This window comes from Pseudomonas taiwanensis DSM 21245 (assembly GCF_000425785.1).
GTDB classification, from domain to species: Bacteria; Pseudomonadota; Gammaproteobacteria; order Pseudomonadales; family Pseudomonadaceae; genus Aquipseudomonas; species Aquipseudomonas taiwanensis.
This window is the reverse complement of sequence record NZ_AUEC01000005.1, coordinates 70,761-86,302: the sequence shown is the minus strand read 5'-3', so window position 1 is coordinate 86,302 and position 15,542 is coordinate 70,761. Positions and strand designations below refer to the sequence as shown.

Sequence of the window (15,542 nt, the reverse complement as noted above, 5' to 3'; positions counted from 1 at the left end):
CGTCAGATGTGCAGGATGAATTCGCGAACCAGCTTGCTGCCGAAGTAGGCCAGCATCAGCAGGCAGAAACCGGCCAGGGTCCAGCGGATCGCCTTGTGGCCACGCCAGCCCAGGCGGGTACGGCCCCACAGCAGCACGCTGAACACCACCCAGGCGACGCAGGCCAGCAAGGTCTTGTGCACCAGGTGTTGGGCAAACAGGTTCTCGAGGAACAGCCAGCCCGAGATCAGCGACAGCGACAGCAGCCCCCAGCCTGCCCAGAGGAAGCCGAACAGCAGGCTTTCCATGGTTTGCAGTGGCGGGAAGTTGCGGATCAGCCCGGACGGATGCTTGTGCTTGAGCTGGCGGTCCTGCAGCAGGAGCAGCAAGGACTGGAACACCGCGATGGTGAACAGGCCGTAGGCCAGGATCGACAGCAGGATATGCGCCAGGATGCCCGGTTCCTCGTCGATCAACGGCACGGTGCCGGGAGGGGCGAACTGGGCCAGCAATGCGGTGACTGCGCCTAGCGGGAACAGCAACACCAGCAGGTTCTCTACCGGAATGCGCAGGCACGCCAGCAGGGTCAGGGCAATCACGGCCACGGCGATCAGGCTGGCGGCGCTGAAGAAGTCGAGGCTCAAGCCCAACGGTGTGATCAGTTGGAAGTAGAGGGCGCCGCCCTGGGCAGCCACGGCGAGAGCACCGAGCAAACCGAGCAGCCGCTTGTCGGCTTTGCGGCCCTGCGCCAGGTGCAAGCTCTGATAAATGGTCGCTGCTATATAAAGGCCGGCGGCGATCAGGTTGGGGATGAGGCTGGGTGAGGAGAACATAAGTCCTGGTTGGCGAGCCTTAAAGAGACGGAGTTTGGCATAGAACGCGTTGCGCAAGGAAGACTGGGCCGACCCGGTCGGCCGTTTCGCTGGCACATCTGTCCTGTGGGTGCAGGTTTGCCCGCGAAAGGATCGGCTGCAGCACCGAATATCCAGAGGGTCAGCGCCAAGGTGTGCGCCGCCGCCGCACTTCGCTATAATCGCCGCCTTGCTGTGTCCGGGGTGTGTGCGTTTCCCCCCCCAGGACGCCTGACAAACCTCGGCTTTTACTGGGCCTGAAAGGATCACCATGTTCGAAAACCTGACCGACCGCCTGTCACAGACGCTGCGCCATGTTACCGGCAAGGCCAAGCTGACCGAAGACAACATCAAGGACACGTTGCGCGAAGTGCGCATGGCCCTTCTCGAGGCCGACGTTGCCCTGCCGGTGGTCAAGGATTTCGTCAACAGCGTCAAGGAGCGTGCGGTCGGCACCGAGGTGTCGCGCAGCCTGACCCCAGGCCAGGCGTTCGTCAAGATCGTCCAGGCCGAGCTGGAAAGCCTGATGGGCGCGGCCAACGAAGACCTCGCGCTCAATGCCGCGCCACCTGCCGTGGTGCTGATGGCCGGTCTGCAGGGTGCGGGTAAGACCACCACCGCCGGCAAGCTGGCGCGCTTCCTCAAGGAACGCAAGAAAAAGAGCGTGATGGTGGTCTCGGCCGACGTTTACCGCCCGGCGGCGATCAAGCAGCTGGAGACCCTGGCCAACGACATCGGCGTGACCTTCTTCCCGTCCGACATCAGCCAGAAGCCGGTCGCCATCGCCGAAGCGGCGATCCGCGAGGCCAAGCTCAAGTTCATCGACGTAGTCATCGTCGACACCGCCGGCCGTCTGCACATCGACGCCGACATGATGGACGAGATCAAGGCGCTGCACGCTGCGGTCAAGCCGATCGAGACCCTGTTCGTGGTCGATGCCATGACCGGTCAGGACGCGGCCAATACCGCCAAGGCCTTTGGCGAAGCCCTGCCGCTGACCGGCGTGGTGCTGACCAAGGTCGACGGTGATGCCCGTGGCGGTGCCGCACTGTCGGTCCGTGCCATCACCGGCAAGCCGATCAAGTTCATCGGCATGGGCGAGAAGACCGAGGCCCTCGAGCCATTCCACCCAGACCGCGTCGCTTCGCGCATCCTCGGCATGGGCGATGTGCTCAGCCTGATCGAGCAGGCCGAGCAGAACATCGACAAGGCCAAGGCCGACAAGCTGGCCAAGAAGCTCAAGAAGGGCAAAGGCTTCGACCTCGAAGACTTCCGCGACCAGCTGCAGCAGATGAAGAACATGGGCGGCCTGGGCGGCCTCATGGACAAGCTGCCGAGCATCGGTGGTGTCAACATGGCGCAGATGGGCAACGCCCAGGGCGCGGCCGAGAAGCAGTTCAAGCAGATGGAAGCGATCATCAACTCCATGACGCCGGCCGAGCGCCGTGATCCGGAGCTGATCAGCGGCTCGCGCAAGCGCCGTATCGCGCTGGGTTCCGGCACTCAGGTGCAGGATGTCGGCCGGCTGATCAAGCAGCACAAGCAAATGCAGAAGATGATGAAGAAATTCTCCGCCAAGGGCGGCATGGCCAAGATGATGCGCGGCCTTGGTGGAATGCTGCCAGGCGGCGGCATGCCGAAACTGTAAAACCTATTCGGACGCTCGCCTTTGACAAGGCAGGCGTCCAGAACCCCGCTGCGGCGGGATAATGGCCGTGAAATTCGCGGCTCAACCGGCAGATCTGGACGGTGAGGTGAGGCCTTGCCGAAAAAGGCATTTGCAAATGTCCGTGTATTCCCCGAGAATATGCGGCCTTTTGGGCACCCGTGTGCCCATTTGGCATTCAGATTTGCAGCACCGACTATAGGAACGATGTTCACATGGTAACCATCCGTCTTGCCCGTGGCGGCTCCAAGAAGCGCCCTTTCTACCACCTGACCGTGACCAACTCGCGTAACGCCCGTGACGGCCGTTTCGTTGAGCGCGTTGGCTTCTTCAACCCGATCGCTTCGGGCGCTGAAGTCAAGCTGTCGGTCAACCAGGAACGCGTCAACTACTGGCTGAGCCAGGGCGCGCAGCCGTCTGAGCGTGTTGCTCAGCTGCTGAAGGACGCTGCCAAGGCCGCTGCCTAAGTAATATGAACGCGACGCCAGAAAAGGCTGACGACCTCATCGTCGTTGGCAAGATTTTTTCGGTTCACGGCGTTCGCGGCGAGGTGAAGGTGTATTCCTTTACCGATCCGATTGAAAACCTGTTGGATTATCGGCGCTGGACGCTTCGGCACGAAGGCACTGTAAAGCAGGTCGAACTGGTCAACGGTCGTGGCTCCCAAAAGGGCCTGGTCGTGAAACTGAAAGGCCTCGATGATCGCGATGAAGCCCGTCTTCTGAGCGGTTACGAAATCTGCATTCCGCGGAGCCTTTTGCCCAACCTGGCTGCTGACGAGTACTACTGGTACCAGTTGGTGGGTCTGAAGGTCATCAACCAGGACGAACAGCTGTTCGGCAAGGTCGATCACCTGTTGGAGACCGGTGCGAACGATGTAATGGTGGTCAAGCCCTGCGCAGGCAGCTTGGATGATCGCGAGCGTTTGTTGCCCTATACGGCGCAATGCGTGCTCAACGTCGACCTCGAAGCAGGCGTGATGCGGGTCGAGTGGGACGCGGACTTCTAATCGATGGGTAACCTTCGCGTAGACGTCATCACGTTGTTCCCCGAGATGTTTTCGGCCATCACGGAGTACGGCATTACCAGCCGCGCGGTGAAACAGGGGTTGCTTCAGGTGACTTGCTGGAACCCGCGGGACTACACCACAGATCGTCACCACACGGTGGATGATCGGCCGTTTGGCGGTGGTCCGGGCATGGTGATGAAAATCAAGCCTCTGGAAGACGCCTTGGTTAGCGCTAGGCAAGCGACCGGAGCATCGGCAAAGGTGATCTACCTTTCGCCGCAAGGCCGCAAGCTGACTCAGCAAGCGGTCAAAGGCCTGGCCGAACAGGAATCGTTGATCCTGATCGCCGGTCGTTATGAAGGCATCGACGAGCGTTTTATCGAGGCTCATGTCGATGAGGAGTGGTCGATTGGTGACTATGTGCTTTCCGGTGGCGAGCTGCCGGCCATGGTACTGATCGATGCGGTTACACGACTGCTGCCCGGAGCTTTAGGGCATGTGGACTCGGCGGAGGAAGACTCCTTCACCGACGGTCTGCTCGATTGCCCGCACTACACCCGACCTGAGGTGTATGCGGATCAGCGTGTTCCCGACGTGTTGCTAAGTGGCAACCATGCACATATCCGGCGTTGGCGGATGAAGCAGTCCCTTGGTAGGACCTTCGAACGACGCGCCGATCTTCTGGAAAGTCGCTCGCTTTCTGGAGAAGAGAAGAAGCTGCTCGAGGAATATCTCCGCGAGCGGGACGATAGTTAACGTATCGATGGTGGATCGAGTTATCCATCTTAGGAGCACAGCATGACCAACAAGATCATTCAGCAGCTCGAAGCCGAGCAGATGAACAAGGAAATCCCAACCTTCGCACCAGGCGACACCATTGTCGTCCAGGTTAAAGTGAAGGAAGGTGAGCGTTCCCGTCTGCAGGCGTTCGAAGGCGTCGTTATCGCCAAGCGTAACCGCGGTCTGAACAGCGCCTTCACCGTGCGCAAGATCTCCAGCGGCGTTGGCGTAGAGCGTACCTTCCAGACCTACAGCCCACAGATCGACAGCCTGGCCGTGAAACGTCGTGGTGACGTGCGTAAAGCCAAGCTGTACTACCTGCGCGACCTGTCCGGCAAAGCCGCTCGCATCAAAGAAAAACTGTCCTGAGTGCAGTTTTCCGGGTGGCCAAGGCCACCCAGCGAGAACAAAAAAGCAGCCTTCGGGCTGCTTTTTTGCGTTTTGAAACCCTTGCGATGTATCAGCCATGACGACCCGAGACCAGGAAATCCTGCGCCGCACCGAACTGTCGGTGACCCGCGTGACCAAAGCCGTTTTCCCCAATACCACCAACCACCACAACACCCTGTTCGGCGGCACTGCGCTGGCCTGGATGGACGAAGTGTCGTTCATTGCCGCCACGCGTTTCTGTCGCTTGCCGTTGGTGACCGTTTCCACTGATCGGATCGATTTCAAGCACCCGATTCCAGCTGGCTCGATCGTCGAGCTGGTCGGGACGGTGATCAAGGTCGGCAATACCAGCCTGCAGGTGCAGGTCGATGTATTCGTCGAGAACATGTACCTCGATGGCCGTGAGCGCGCGATCCATGGCGTGTTCAGCTTCGTCGCCATCGATGAGGACAAACGTCCGGTGCCAGTGTTGCCAGAGGCCTGAGTTCATTGGGCCGGAGCAGGCTCGATCAACGCCACCAAGGTCCACCCTGGTTGCGGCGCGAGCGAGTTGTCCGGGCTGGCCACATGGACCCAACCATGGTCGTCACGGGCGAACAGCAGGTGCGCACGCTCCCCATGCAGCGCCTGATAGTCTTCCCAGTCGAATCCTTGGGTAAGGTGGGTGCTGTAGAGCTCTGCGCCCTGATGCAGGCGGTTGGCCAGTTGCAGGTAGGTCATTGGGCTCGCACCCAGTAAATGCCCGCGATGCTCCTCGGCGGCCCGATGTTTGTCGCTTCGCTGTTTTTCCAGTCCGCTGGCGAGCACGAACAGGCGGCTATGGCCGAAATCATGGCGAAAGCGCGCACAGGCCAGGGTGTTGATCTCGCCAGCCGGCGACAGGCCAAGGAGATGGCCGAGACCGACCAGGTCCAGGTGCGCGTCGGCATGTTGCGAGGCCGGGTTGCCGAAATAGGTGTGCAGCCCGTCCATGCGTGCAGCACGGATGTTCTCCCAACTCGAATCGGTCAGCAGTACCCGGCAACCCAACTGTTGCAGGGCTTTGCCGATGGCGCGCGCCGGCTCGTTGGCGCCGACGATGAGGAAGCCGCTCGGTGCCGGCTCGGCAACCTTGAGCAGGCGCGCCAGGGGCCTGGCTGTGGCGCTTTGCAGCACCACCGTGCCGATGATCACGGCGAATGTCAGCGGTACCAGCAGCAAGGCATCCTGGTGCCCGGCTTCGTGCAGGCGGATGGCAAAAATCGCCGAAACCGCTGCGGCGACGATGCCTCGCGGGGCAATCCAGGCCAGGAGTGCGCGTTCGCGCCAGTTCAGTGGTGAGCCCAGGGTGGAGACGAGCACGTTCAACGGGCGTGCCAGCAATTGTATGACCAGCAGCAGGGCCCATACGGCAGGGCCGAGGGCCAGTAGCGCATGCAGGTCCAGGCGCGCAGCCAGCAGAATGAACAGTCCGGAAATCAGCAGTACGCTGAGGTTTTCCTTGAAGTGCAGGATCTGCCGGACATCCACGCCCGGCATGTTGGCCAGCCACATGCCCATCACCGTCACTGCCAGCAGCCCCGACTCGTGAACGATCTGGTTGGCGGCAATGAAAATGCCCAGCACGGCCGCCAGCGATGCCAGGTTGTGCAGGTATTCCGGCAGCCACTGGGCGCGCATGATCTGGCCCAACAGCCAGCCTCCGGCGGCGCCGAGTGCACAACCGCAGAAGATCACCCCGGCGAAGGTCACCAGGCTCTGGCTCAGACCGTTACCCTCTGCGCTGGCAATGATGAAGCTGTACACCACCACTGCCAGCAGTGCACCAATCGGGTCGATGACGATACCTTCCCAGCGCAGGATGTTGGCGATGGTGGTGTTAGGCCGTACGACCCTGAGCATGGGCACGATGACCGTGGGGCCGGTGACCAGGGTCAGGGCCCCGAACAGAATCGCCAGAGGCCAGTCGAAACCCAGCAGCCAATGGGTCGCGACAGCGATCACTGCCCATGTGGTCAGCGCGCCGAGCGTCACCAACCGGTGCACCACGCTGCCGATCTCTCGCCACTGTGACAGGTGCAAGGTCAGGCTGCCCTCGAACAGAATCAGGGCCACCGCCAGCGAGACCAGCGGCATCAGCAACGATCCGAACAATGCCTGCGGGTCGAGCCAGCCCAACACCGGGCCTGCGAGAATGCCGCACAACAGAAGAAAGAGAATGGCCGGCAATTTCAGGCGCCAGGCCAGCCATTGGCAGGCGAGGGCGGCCGCTCCGATGCCACCGAAGCTCAGAAGGATTTGCTGTTCGCTCATGCGGGCTCCCTATGCCTGCGTTGTTATGAAAGACTAAGCGTCATTTCGTTCTTCGCCACCGAGTTTTCATGCCCGCTCTAGACCACCCACTGATCGACCAATTCCTCGACGCTCTGTGGCTTGAAAAAGGCCTGTCCGACAACACCCGCGTTTCCTATCGCAGTGACCTGGCCTTGTTCAACGGCTGGCTGCAGGAGCGTGGCGTAAGTCTGCCCGACGCCGGCCGCGACCTGATCCTCGATCATTTGGCATGGCGGTTCGACCAAGGCTACAAGCCGCGTTCCACCGCGCGATTTTTGTCTGGGCTGCGTGGCTTCTTTCGTTATCTGCTGCGAGAAAGGCGGGTGGGGGTCGACCCGACCCTGCTGGTAGAGATGCCCCAGTTAGGTCGTCCGTTGCCCAAATCGTTGTCCGAGGCCGACGTCGAGGCACTGCTCCTTGCGCCGGACCTTGGCGAAGCCATCGGTGAGCGCGACCGGGCCATGCTCGAAGTGCTGTATGCCTGTGGCTTGCGGGTAACCGAACTGGTCAGCCTGACGCTCGATCAGGTCAATCTGCGCCAGGGTGTTCTGCGGGTAATGGGCAAAGGCAGCAAGGAGCGTCTGGTGCCCATGGGCGAGGAGGCGGTGGTCTGGCTGGAGCGTTACCTGCGTCAAGGCCGCAGCGAACTGCTCAATGGCCGCCCCAGCGACGTGCTGTTTCCCAGCTTGCGCGGCGAGCAGATGACCCGGCAGACGTTCTGGCACCGCATCAAGCACCATGCCCGGGTTGCCGGCATCGACAAACCTCTTTCGCCCCACACTTTGCGCCACGCCTTCGCCACGCATCTGCTGAACCATGGCGCCGACTTACGTGTCGTGCAGATGCTGCTGGGCCACAGTGACCTGTCGACCACGCAGATTTACACCCATGTTGCCAAGGCGCGCCTGCAGCAACTGCACGCCCAGCATCACCCCCGTGGATGAATCATTTTCATGTTCCGCCGACCGGTACCCGTAGACCCATTCAGCACCCGTCTGATGTGGTAGGCTTGAGCGGTTTAGCACCAAGGGCCGCTTGGTTGCCGCGTTTTTGCGCGTACAACGTCCCCCGGCCCCGGTTCGCCTTCAGGAGTTCCCATGCGCTTGACCCAGATGTTCGCCGCCGCCGCCCTGGCGCTGGCCAGTACCTTTGCCGTCGCCGCGGCCACCGATGCCAATAGCGGCGCGGAGCAGGCTATTCGCAAGTCGTTGCAGAACCTCGAGCTGGAAGTTCCAGTGGAAAGCGTGGCCAGCAGCCCGGTCAGTGGCCTGTACGAGGTCAAACTGCAGGGTGGTCGCGTGCTGTATGCCAGTGCCGACGGCCAGTTCGTCATGCAGGGCTACCTGTTCCAGATCCAGGATGGCAAGCCGGTCAACCTGACCGAAAAGGCCGAACGCCTTGGTATCGCCAAGCTCATCAACGGCATTCCAGCCGCCGAGATGGTGGTTTATCCTGCCAAGGGCGAAACCAAGTCGCACATCACCGTGTTCACCGACACCACCTGCCCGTATTGCCACAAGCTTCACGCCGAAGTGCCTGAGCTGAACCGTCGCGGTATCGAAGTGCGCTATGTCGCCTTCCCGCGTCAGGGCCTCGGCTCGCCGGGCGATGAACAGTTGCAGGCGGTGTGGTGCTCCAGTGATCGCCGCGCGGCCCTGGACAAGATGATCGATGGCAAGGAAATCAAGGCCGCCAAGTGCACCAACCCGGTCAGCAAGCAGTTCCAGCTGGGGCAGTCGATCGGTGTCAATGGCACACCGGCGATCGTCCTGGAAAACGGCCAGGTGATTCCGGGCTACCAGCCCGCGCCGCAAGTGGCCAAGCTGGCCCTGGCCGGCCAGCAGCAGGCCGCCAAGTAATTCATTCAGTACGCCGTCGTCATGGGGTGACGGCATGTTTCACGGTCGGCGCAGGTGCCGGCCGTTCAATGGGGAGTTCACAGTGAAACCGGTCAAAGTAGGCATCTGTGGGTTGGGGACCGTCGGTGGCGGAACCTTCAATGTACTTCAGCGCAACGCCGAGGAGATTGCCCGCCGTGCCGGGCGCGGTATTGAAGTGGCACAGATCGCCATGCGCTCGCAGAACCCGAACTGCCAGATTACCGGTACCCCCATTACCGCTGATGTGTTCGACGTTGCGAGCAACCCGGAGATCGACATCGTCATCGAGCTGATCGGTGGCTACACCGTTGCCCGCGACCTGGTGCTCAAGGCCATCGAGAATGGCAAGCACGTGGTCACCGCCAACAAGGCGCTGATTGCCGTGCATGGCAACGAAATCTTCGCCAAGGCCCGCGAGAAAGGCGTCATCGTTGCCTTCGAAGCGGCGGTGGCCGGCGGCATCCCGGTGATCAAGGCCATTCGCGAAGGCCTCTCGGCCAACCGTATCAACTGGCTGGCCGGCATCATCAACGGCACCGGCAACTTCATCCTCACCGAGATGCGCGAGAAGGGCCGTGCCTTCCCCGACGTGCTGGCCGAAGCCCAGGCGCTGGGCTATGCCGAAGCCGACCCGACCTTCGACGTCGAAGGCATCGATGCTGCGCACAAACTGACCATTCTGGCGTCCATTGCCTTCGGTATCCCGCTGCAGTTCGACAAGGCCTATACCGAGGGCATCACCCAGCTGACCACCGCCGATGTGAACTACGCAGAGGCCCTTGGTTATCGCATCAAGCACCTGGGCGTTGCTCGCAGCACGCCAGCGGGCATCGAACTGCGCGTGCACCCGACGCTGATTCCGGCAGACCGGCTGATCGCCAACGTCAACGGTGTGATGAACGCCGTGATGGTCAACGGCGACGCTGCAGGGTCGACCCTGTACTACGGCGCTGGCGCCGGCATGGAACCGACCGCATCGTCGGTGGTGGCCGACCTGGTCGACGTGGTCCGCGCGATGACTTCCGACCCGGAGAACCGCGTGCCGCACCTGGCCTTCCAGCCAGACTCGCTGTCGGCTCACCCGATCCTGCCGATCGAAGCCTGTGAAAGCGCCTACTACCTGCGTATCCAGGCCAAGGACCACCCGGGCGTACTGGCCCAGGTTGCCAGCATTCTTTCCGAACGCGGCATCAACATCGAGTCGATCATGCAGAAGGAAGCCGAGGAGCAGGACGGCCTGGTACCGATGATTCTGCTGACCCACGGTGTGGTCGAGCAGCGCATCAACGACGCCATCGTCGCCCTGGAGGCCTTGCAGGACGTGGTCGGCAAGGTCGTGCGCATCCGCGTCGAACAGCTCAACTAACAAATACCGCCGTCGGGCCGCCAGCGCGGCCCGGGCCCCAGCACCGAAGGTTTGTACCCATGCGCTATATCAGCACCCGCGGCCAGGCACCGGCCCTGAACTTCGAAGACGTCCTGCTGGCGGGCCTTGCCAGCGATGGCGGCCTGTACGTACCGGAAAACCTGCCGCGCTTCACCCAGGAAGAAATCGCCTCCTGGGCTGGCCTGCCGTACCACGAATTGGCATTCCGCGTGATGCGTCCGTTCGTCGACGGCAGCATCGCCGATGCCGATTTCAAGAAGATCCTCGAGGAAACCTACGGCGAGTTCGCCCATGCCGCGGTAGCGCCGCTGCGTCAGCTCAACACCAACGAGTGGGTGATGGAGCTGTTCCACGGCCCGACCCTGGCGTTCAAGGATTTCGCCCTGCAATTGCTCGGTCGTCTGCTGGACCACGTACTGGCCAAGCGCGGCGAGCGTGTGGTGATCATCGGCGCCACCAGTGGTGACACCGGCTCCGCCGCTATCGAAGGCTGCCGTCGCTGCGACAACGTCGACATCTTCATCCTGCACCCGCACCAGCGTGTTTCGGAAGTCCAGCGTCGTCAGATGACCACCATCTTCGGCGACAACATCCACAACATCGCCATCGAAGGCAACTTCGACGACTGCCAGGAGATGGTCAAGGCCAGCTTCGCCGACCAGTCGTTCCTCAAAGGCACTCGTCTGGTCGCGGTCAACTCGATCAACTGGGCGCGCATCATGGCCCAGATCGTCTACTACTTCCACGCAGCACTGCAGCTGGGTGGCCCGGCTCGCTCGGTGGCATTCTCGGTACCGACCGGCAACTTCGGCGATATCTTCGCAGGCTACCTGGCCCGCAACATGGGCTTGCCGATCAGCCAGCTGGTGGTGGCCACCAACCGTAACGACATCCTGCACCGCTTCATGAGCGGCAACCAGTACGTCAAGGAAACCCTGCACGCGACCCTGTCGCCGTCGATGGACATCATGGTTTCTTCCAACTTCGAGCGCCTGCTTTTCGACCTGCACGGTCGCAACGGAGCAGCGATCGCCGAGTTGATGGCGAACTTCAAGCAAGGGGGTGGTTTCAGCGTCGAGCAAGACCGCTGGACCGAAGCGCGCAAGCTGTTCGATTCGCTGGCAGTGAACGACGAGCAGACCTGCCAGACCATCGCCGAGGTGTTCGCCACTACGGGTGAGGTGCTCGATCCGCACACCGCCATTGGCGTCAAGGCCGCCCGTGAGTGCCGTCGCAGTCTCGACACCCCGATGGTGGTGCTGGGTACCGCGCACCCGGTCAAGTTCCCGGAAGCGGTGGAAAAGGCGGGCGTTGGCAAGGCGCTGGAACTGCCGGCTCACCTGAGCGACCTGTTCAGCCGTGAGGAACGTTGCACGGTACTGGCCAACGACCTCAAGGCGGTCCAGGCCTTCGTCAGCCAGCACGGCAACCGCGGCAAGCCGCTGTAATCCCGGCAACCTGACAAACAGGCGCCTGCGACGTACTGCAGGCGCCTGCTTGCTGGCGATAGGTTGCGGCGCGCACTTATCGCTGACGAATTTTCCGAAACCCCTTTCAGATATCTCCTATATAAGGCGTTTGGTGCCCCGCCTAGAGTGACCGGTCCTCCCATCAGGAGCGGTTCATGCATCAGCCCCACGTCTTGCTCCACCAGCCACGCCCCTCTCACCAGATCCTCCTGCATCAGGCCTGTAATGCCGTGGGCGTTTTCAATGTGCGCGTCATTCCAACGCTCGATGACCTGTATGCGTGCCTGGCATGCGAGCAGGTCGCCGATGTGCTGGTCCTCGACCATGCCATTGCGCCTGAAAGCGGCATGGCCCTGCTGGAGCAGATCGCAAACAAGCGCTGCTTGCGCGCTTTGCTGTTCGTCGGCCAGGCGAACGAGGGCTGCCTGAACCTCGCCAACGAAGCCCGGCGGCGCGGTCTTTGGGTGTTGGCCGAGCTGCCTTGGCCGCTGCCAATGCCGCGCTGGCAACAGGCCTTGCAGCGTATTCAAACTGTCATCTCACCTACGCATGCTCATTGAAGCGAATGCTTCATGGCGAACTTTGCACCGTATTCGCAGGTCAGTTCCTTCATGTCCCACCACCCAGCGAGTGATCCGGATGGAAAGAATCTGCAAGCTGCTCAATGACGCACTTTCCCCTTATAAAACCCAACTCGGTGAAGCGCAGGCCAGCGGTAATCGCTTGCTGAGCGTGTACGACAGTCTTGGTAGCCTGACGCTCAGGCGCACCGTCAGTGTGCGCCAGTTGCAGGAACAACGCTTGTTGATCGACTTGGTGGATGGCCTGCACCGCGACCTGCAGATCGCAGAGGGTCGCTTGCAGCCCTGTGTGATAGCGGCACTGCAGCAACGGCCTGCAAGCCAGGGAACCTTTGCATGAAGGGGGTATCAGACACAGTAGGGCAGCCAGCCAGAACTTCGCTCCGGTGATGGCGGGGCTGTCACGGGAAGCCCATGAGGGCTTTCGATTGACCCCGGGCGTCTTCCCCAGCGCTCCGGGGTTTCTTTTTCATGGGGTGTGGAAAAAGTGGCGGCTCTGTTCCAGATAACTCTCACGTTGCTCGGGATCGAGCCAGTGCGAGTAATAGAGCGGCAGCGTGTCCTGACGAAGCGCCGGTAGCAACTGGTCGATATGCTCGACCACTTGGCGCCCCATCGGTGTGTCCGAGCAGCCTACGTGAAGGAACTGGAAGCGGTTCACACCCAAGATAGGGTAGAAGAGGTAGTCATCCGCCGAGCCCCCTTGTTGCCCTGTCAGGTAGTTGACCTCGTGCCGATACCCCAGCATCAGCTTCAGTCTCCCTTTCTGCTGCATCTGCAGAAGACTGGCGGTAGCGTCGTTGCCGTAATGGCGGCTGAAGGCTTCGTCGGGCAACTGACGTAGTATCGCGTCGATCTGGGCGCTGTAGCTGCGCTCGGCGACAATGCCTAGTTTAAGCCGTGTGTCGGTGAGCAAGCGCTTGAGATCCACCTGCTGGTCATCCAAAAATGGTTCGACCACGTCGCGGTCTTGCTTGCGGACCAGCAGCCCACCGCTCAGCACGCCCAGGGATGGAATGGAGAAATGCACGAACTTTTCCCGCTCTGGCGTCCACAGTAGTGTCGGGTCGCACGTGAGGCTGCGCGGGTCCTGGAGCATCTGAATCCCGCGGGCGCGGTTAACCCGCACGATGTCATGTTCATACTCCGGCATCTGCGAGATCAACAGCGGCAGCAGTTGGTCGATGACACCCTGGCCTTTCTCTGTCCCTTCGAAAATGGTGAACGGCGGCAGGTCTCGCACCAGCCACAGCACGCGTTCCTTGGCCAGCGCCGGCCCAGTGGCCAGGGTAGCCAGCAGGCCAAGCAGGCCGGTCAGCCGACGTAGCAGGCCAGGTGCTGGCATGGGCGGGCGCGGCAGTATCAGACTGCGCCACTCTGGCGCAGGTTGGCGATGGCGGCAGCGTCATATCCCAAGCGCTCAAGCACGGCGTCGGTATGTTCTCCCAGTGCTGGGCCAACCCACTCGGCAGAACCGGGTGTTTCCGACAGCTTTGGCACGATGCCAGGCATCTTGAACGGCTTGCCGTCAGGCAGGCGAGCCTGGAGGAACATTTCGCGCGCCAGGTACTGTGGATCGTTGAACATGTCCTCGGCCGAGTAGATCCGGCTTGCCGGTACCTCGGCGCTGGTGAGTACCTGCATGACTTGCTCCAGCGTCAGGCTGTTGGCCCAGCGGTCGATCACCCCATATAGCTCGTCGCGCCGCAGGTCGCGGCCATCATTGGTGGCCAGGCTTGGGTCGTTGGCCAGGTCGTCGCGGCCGACGGCGTGCATGAAGCGTTTGAAGATCGCATCACCGTTGGCGCCGATCTGCACATGCTTGCCGTCGGCGGTGGTGTGGATGGAGGAGGGGGTGATGCCTGGCATGATGTTGCCGGTGCGTTCGCGGATAAAACCGAACACATCGAACTCCGGGACCATGCTTTCCATCATGGCGAAAATCGCCTCGTACAACGCCACGTCGACGACCTGGCCCTGGCCGCCATTGACTTCACGATGGCGCAGAGCCATCAATGCCCCGATCACGCCCCACAGGGCGGCGATCGAGTCACCGATGGAAATCCCGGTGCGCACCGGCGGGCGGTCTTCGAAACCGGTGATGTAACGCAGCCCGCCCATCGACTCGCCAACCGCACCGAAACCGGGCTGATCTTTCATCGGGCCGGTCTGGCCGAAGCCGGACAGGCGCACCATCACCAGTTTCGGATTCAGAGCCTGCAGCACATCCCAGCCCAGGCCAAGTTTTTCCAGCACCCCTGGACGGAAGTTCTCGATGAGAATGTCGGCTTCGGCCAATAGCCGCTTGAGGACTTCGCGGCCTTCCGGGTGTTTGAGGTTAAGGGTCAGCGACTGCTTGTTGCGGGCCTGGACGAACCACCACAGCGAGGTGCCTTCGTAGAGTTTACGCCACTTGCGCAGTGGGTCGCCGCCGTCGGGGGACTCGACCTTGATCACCTCGGCGCCGAATTCGGCGCAGATGCGCGAGGCGAACGGGCCGGCGATGAGGGTGCCGAGTTCGATGACTTTCAGACCTGCGAGGGGTTTGCTGGGCGTAGGCATGTGGCATCCGTGGCGACTGGGCAGAGCGGTGGTTTTATCATAGGTCGCTGGCGGCAGAAACTGCTGCGCGGCAACGACGTCGCGTATCGGTTAGACTGTGCCACTTTTCTTTGCGCAAGAAGCCCGTCGACCATGGCCCAGCCGTCCACCACCTACAAATTCGAACTGAATCTGACCGATCTTGACCGTGGCGTGTACGAAAACGTCAGGCAGACCATTGCCCGTCACCCTTCGGAAACCGAAGAGCGAATGGCCGTGCGTTTGCTGGCTTATGCCCTCTGGTACAACGAAAACCTGTCGTTCGGTCGTGGACTGTCCGATGTGGATGAAGCGGCGCTGTGGGAAAAAAGCCTGGATGATCGCATCCTGCACTGGATCGAAGTCGGCCAGCCGGACGCCGAGCGCCTGACCTGGTGCTCGCGCCGCACCGAGCGCACCAGCCTGCTGGCCTACGGCAGCCTGCGGGTTTGGGAAGGCAAGGTGGTGGGTGCGGTCAAGGGCCTGAAGAACCTCAGCATTGCCGCTGTGCCGCAAGAGGTGCTGGAAACCCTGGCCACCGACATGCCCCGCACCATCAAGTGGGACGTGATGATCAGCGAAGGGACGGTCTTCGTCACCGACGACCGTGGCCAGCACGAAGTGCAGTTGCAATGGCTGCTCGGTGAGCGTGGCTGA

The 15,542-nt window shown here is 61.6% G+C and carries 17 protein-coding genes; 13 read left to right on the top strand and 4 right to left on the bottom strand.

The features are described 5' to 3' along the window. Positions 1–2: 2 nt before the first annotated feature. On the bottom strand, positions 3–812 hold the full coding sequence (locus H620_RS0100410; protein ID WP_023382043.1) for a cytochrome C assembly family protein: 810 nt from the start codon (positions 810–812) through the stop codon (positions 3–5). 289 nt (positions 813–1,101) lie between these two features. Between H620_RS0100410 and ffh the strand changes: the two genes are divergently transcribed. From ffh to H620_RS0100380, 6 genes are all read left to right on the top strand, one after another. After that, positions 1,102–2,478 carry a signal recognition particle protein gene (gene ffh / locus H620_RS0100405; protein ID WP_023382042.1) on the top strand — a complete coding sequence of 459 codons (1,377 nt, stop codon included), beginning with the start codon at positions 1,102–1,104 and terminating at the stop codon, positions 2,476–2,478. Positions 2,479–2,711: 233 nt separating this feature from the next. Continuing rightward, positions 2,712–2,963, top strand: a complete 252-nt coding sequence (gene rpsP, locus H620_RS0100400) for a 30S ribosomal protein S16 (RefSeq protein ID WP_023382041.1) — start codon at positions 2,712–2,714, stop codon at positions 2,961–2,963. 5 nt (positions 2,964–2,968) lie between these two features. Next, on the top strand, positions 2,969–3,505 hold the full coding sequence (gene rimM, locus H620_RS0100395) for a ribosome maturation factor RimM (RefSeq protein ID WP_023382040.1): 537 nt from the start codon (positions 2,969–2,971) through the stop codon (positions 3,503–3,505). Positions 3,506–3,508: 3 nt separating this feature from the next. Further along, a complete protein-coding gene (trmD, locus tag H620_RS0100390) occupies positions 3,509–4,261 on the top strand; it encodes a tRNA (guanosine(37)-N1)-methyltransferase TrmD (protein ID WP_008094486.1) in 753 nt (250 codons plus the stop codon). 42 nt (positions 4,262–4,303) lie between these two features. After that, positions 4,304–4,654: a 50S ribosomal protein L19 gene (gene rplS, locus H620_RS0100385; RefSeq protein WP_023382039.1), complete on the top strand. Its 351-nt coding sequence runs from the start codon at positions 4,304–4,306 to the stop codon at positions 4,652–4,654. Positions 4,655–4,751: 97 nt separating this feature from the next. Beyond that, positions 4,752–5,159: an acyl-CoA thioesterase gene (locus tag H620_RS0100380; RefSeq protein ID WP_023382038.1), complete on the top strand. Its 408-nt coding sequence runs from the start codon at positions 4,752–4,754 to the stop codon at positions 5,157–5,159. Between the two features lie 2 nt (positions 5,160–5,161). Here the strand turns inward: H620_RS0100380 and H620_RS0100375 are convergent, their stop codons facing one another. After that, positions 5,162–6,967, bottom strand: a complete 1,806-nt coding sequence (locus H620_RS0100375; RefSeq protein ID WP_027906551.1) for a cation:proton antiporter — start codon at positions 6,965–6,967, stop codon at positions 5,162–5,164. A gap of 68 nt (positions 6,968–7,035) precedes the next feature. Here H620_RS0100375 and xerD point away from each other — a divergent pair, with 68 nt between their 5' ends. From xerD to H620_RS0100345, 6 genes are all read left to right on the top strand, one after another. Next, positions 7,036–7,932, top strand: coding sequence for a site-specific tyrosine recombinase XerD (gene xerD, locus H620_RS0100370; protein WP_023382036.1), 897 nt, complete (start codon positions 7,036–7,038; stop codon positions 7,930–7,932). 153 nt (positions 7,933–8,085) lie between these two features. Then, entirely contained in the window at positions 8,086–8,847 is a 762-nt protein-coding gene (locus H620_RS0100365; RefSeq protein WP_023382035.1) for a thioredoxin fold domain-containing protein, read from the top strand. Between the two features lie 82 nt (positions 8,848–8,929). Further along, positions 8,930–10,234, top strand: a complete 1,305-nt coding sequence (locus H620_RS0100360; RefSeq protein WP_023382034.1) for a homoserine dehydrogenase — start codon at positions 8,930–8,932, stop codon at positions 10,232–10,234. 59 nt (positions 10,235–10,293) lie between these two features. Next, a complete protein-coding gene (thrC, locus tag H620_RS0100355) occupies positions 10,294–11,703 on the top strand; it encodes a threonine synthase (protein WP_023382033.1) in 1,410 nt (469 codons plus the stop codon). Positions 11,704–11,879: 176 nt separating this feature from the next. Further along, a complete protein-coding gene (locus H620_RS0100350; protein WP_027906550.1) occupies positions 11,880–12,284 on the top strand; it encodes a hypothetical protein in 405 nt (134 codons plus the stop codon). Positions 12,285–12,363: 79 nt separating this feature from the next. Next, complete coding sequence (locus tag H620_RS0100345; RefSeq protein WP_027906549.1) at positions 12,364–12,645, top strand: DUF3509 domain-containing protein; 282 nt, start codon at positions 12,364–12,366, stop codon at positions 12,643–12,645. A 129-nt stretch (positions 12,646–12,774) separates the two neighbouring features. Here the strand turns inward: H620_RS0100345 and H620_RS0100340 are convergent, their stop codons facing one another. Together H620_RS0100340 and H620_RS0100335 are read right to left on the bottom strand one after the other, a co-directional pair. After that, positions 12,775–13,650 carry a TIGR02285 family protein gene (locus H620_RS0100340; RefSeq protein ID WP_027906548.1) on the bottom strand — a complete coding sequence of 292 codons (876 nt, stop codon included), beginning with the start codon at positions 13,648–13,650 and terminating at the stop codon, positions 12,775–12,777. Positions 13,651–13,667: 17 nt separating this feature from the next. Next, positions 13,668–14,867, bottom strand: a complete 1,200-nt coding sequence (locus H620_RS0100335) for a CaiB/BaiF CoA transferase family protein (protein ID WP_023382029.1) — start codon at positions 14,865–14,867, stop codon at positions 13,668–13,670. A gap of 132 nt (positions 14,868–14,999) precedes the next feature. On the opposite strand from H620_RS0100335, the gene H620_RS0100330 reads away from it, so the two are divergent. After that, positions 15,000–15,542 (top strand): YaeQ family protein, encoded by a 543-nt coding sequence (locus tag H620_RS0100330; RefSeq protein ID WP_023382028.1) that lies wholly within the window; start codon positions 15,000–15,002, stop codon positions 15,540–15,542.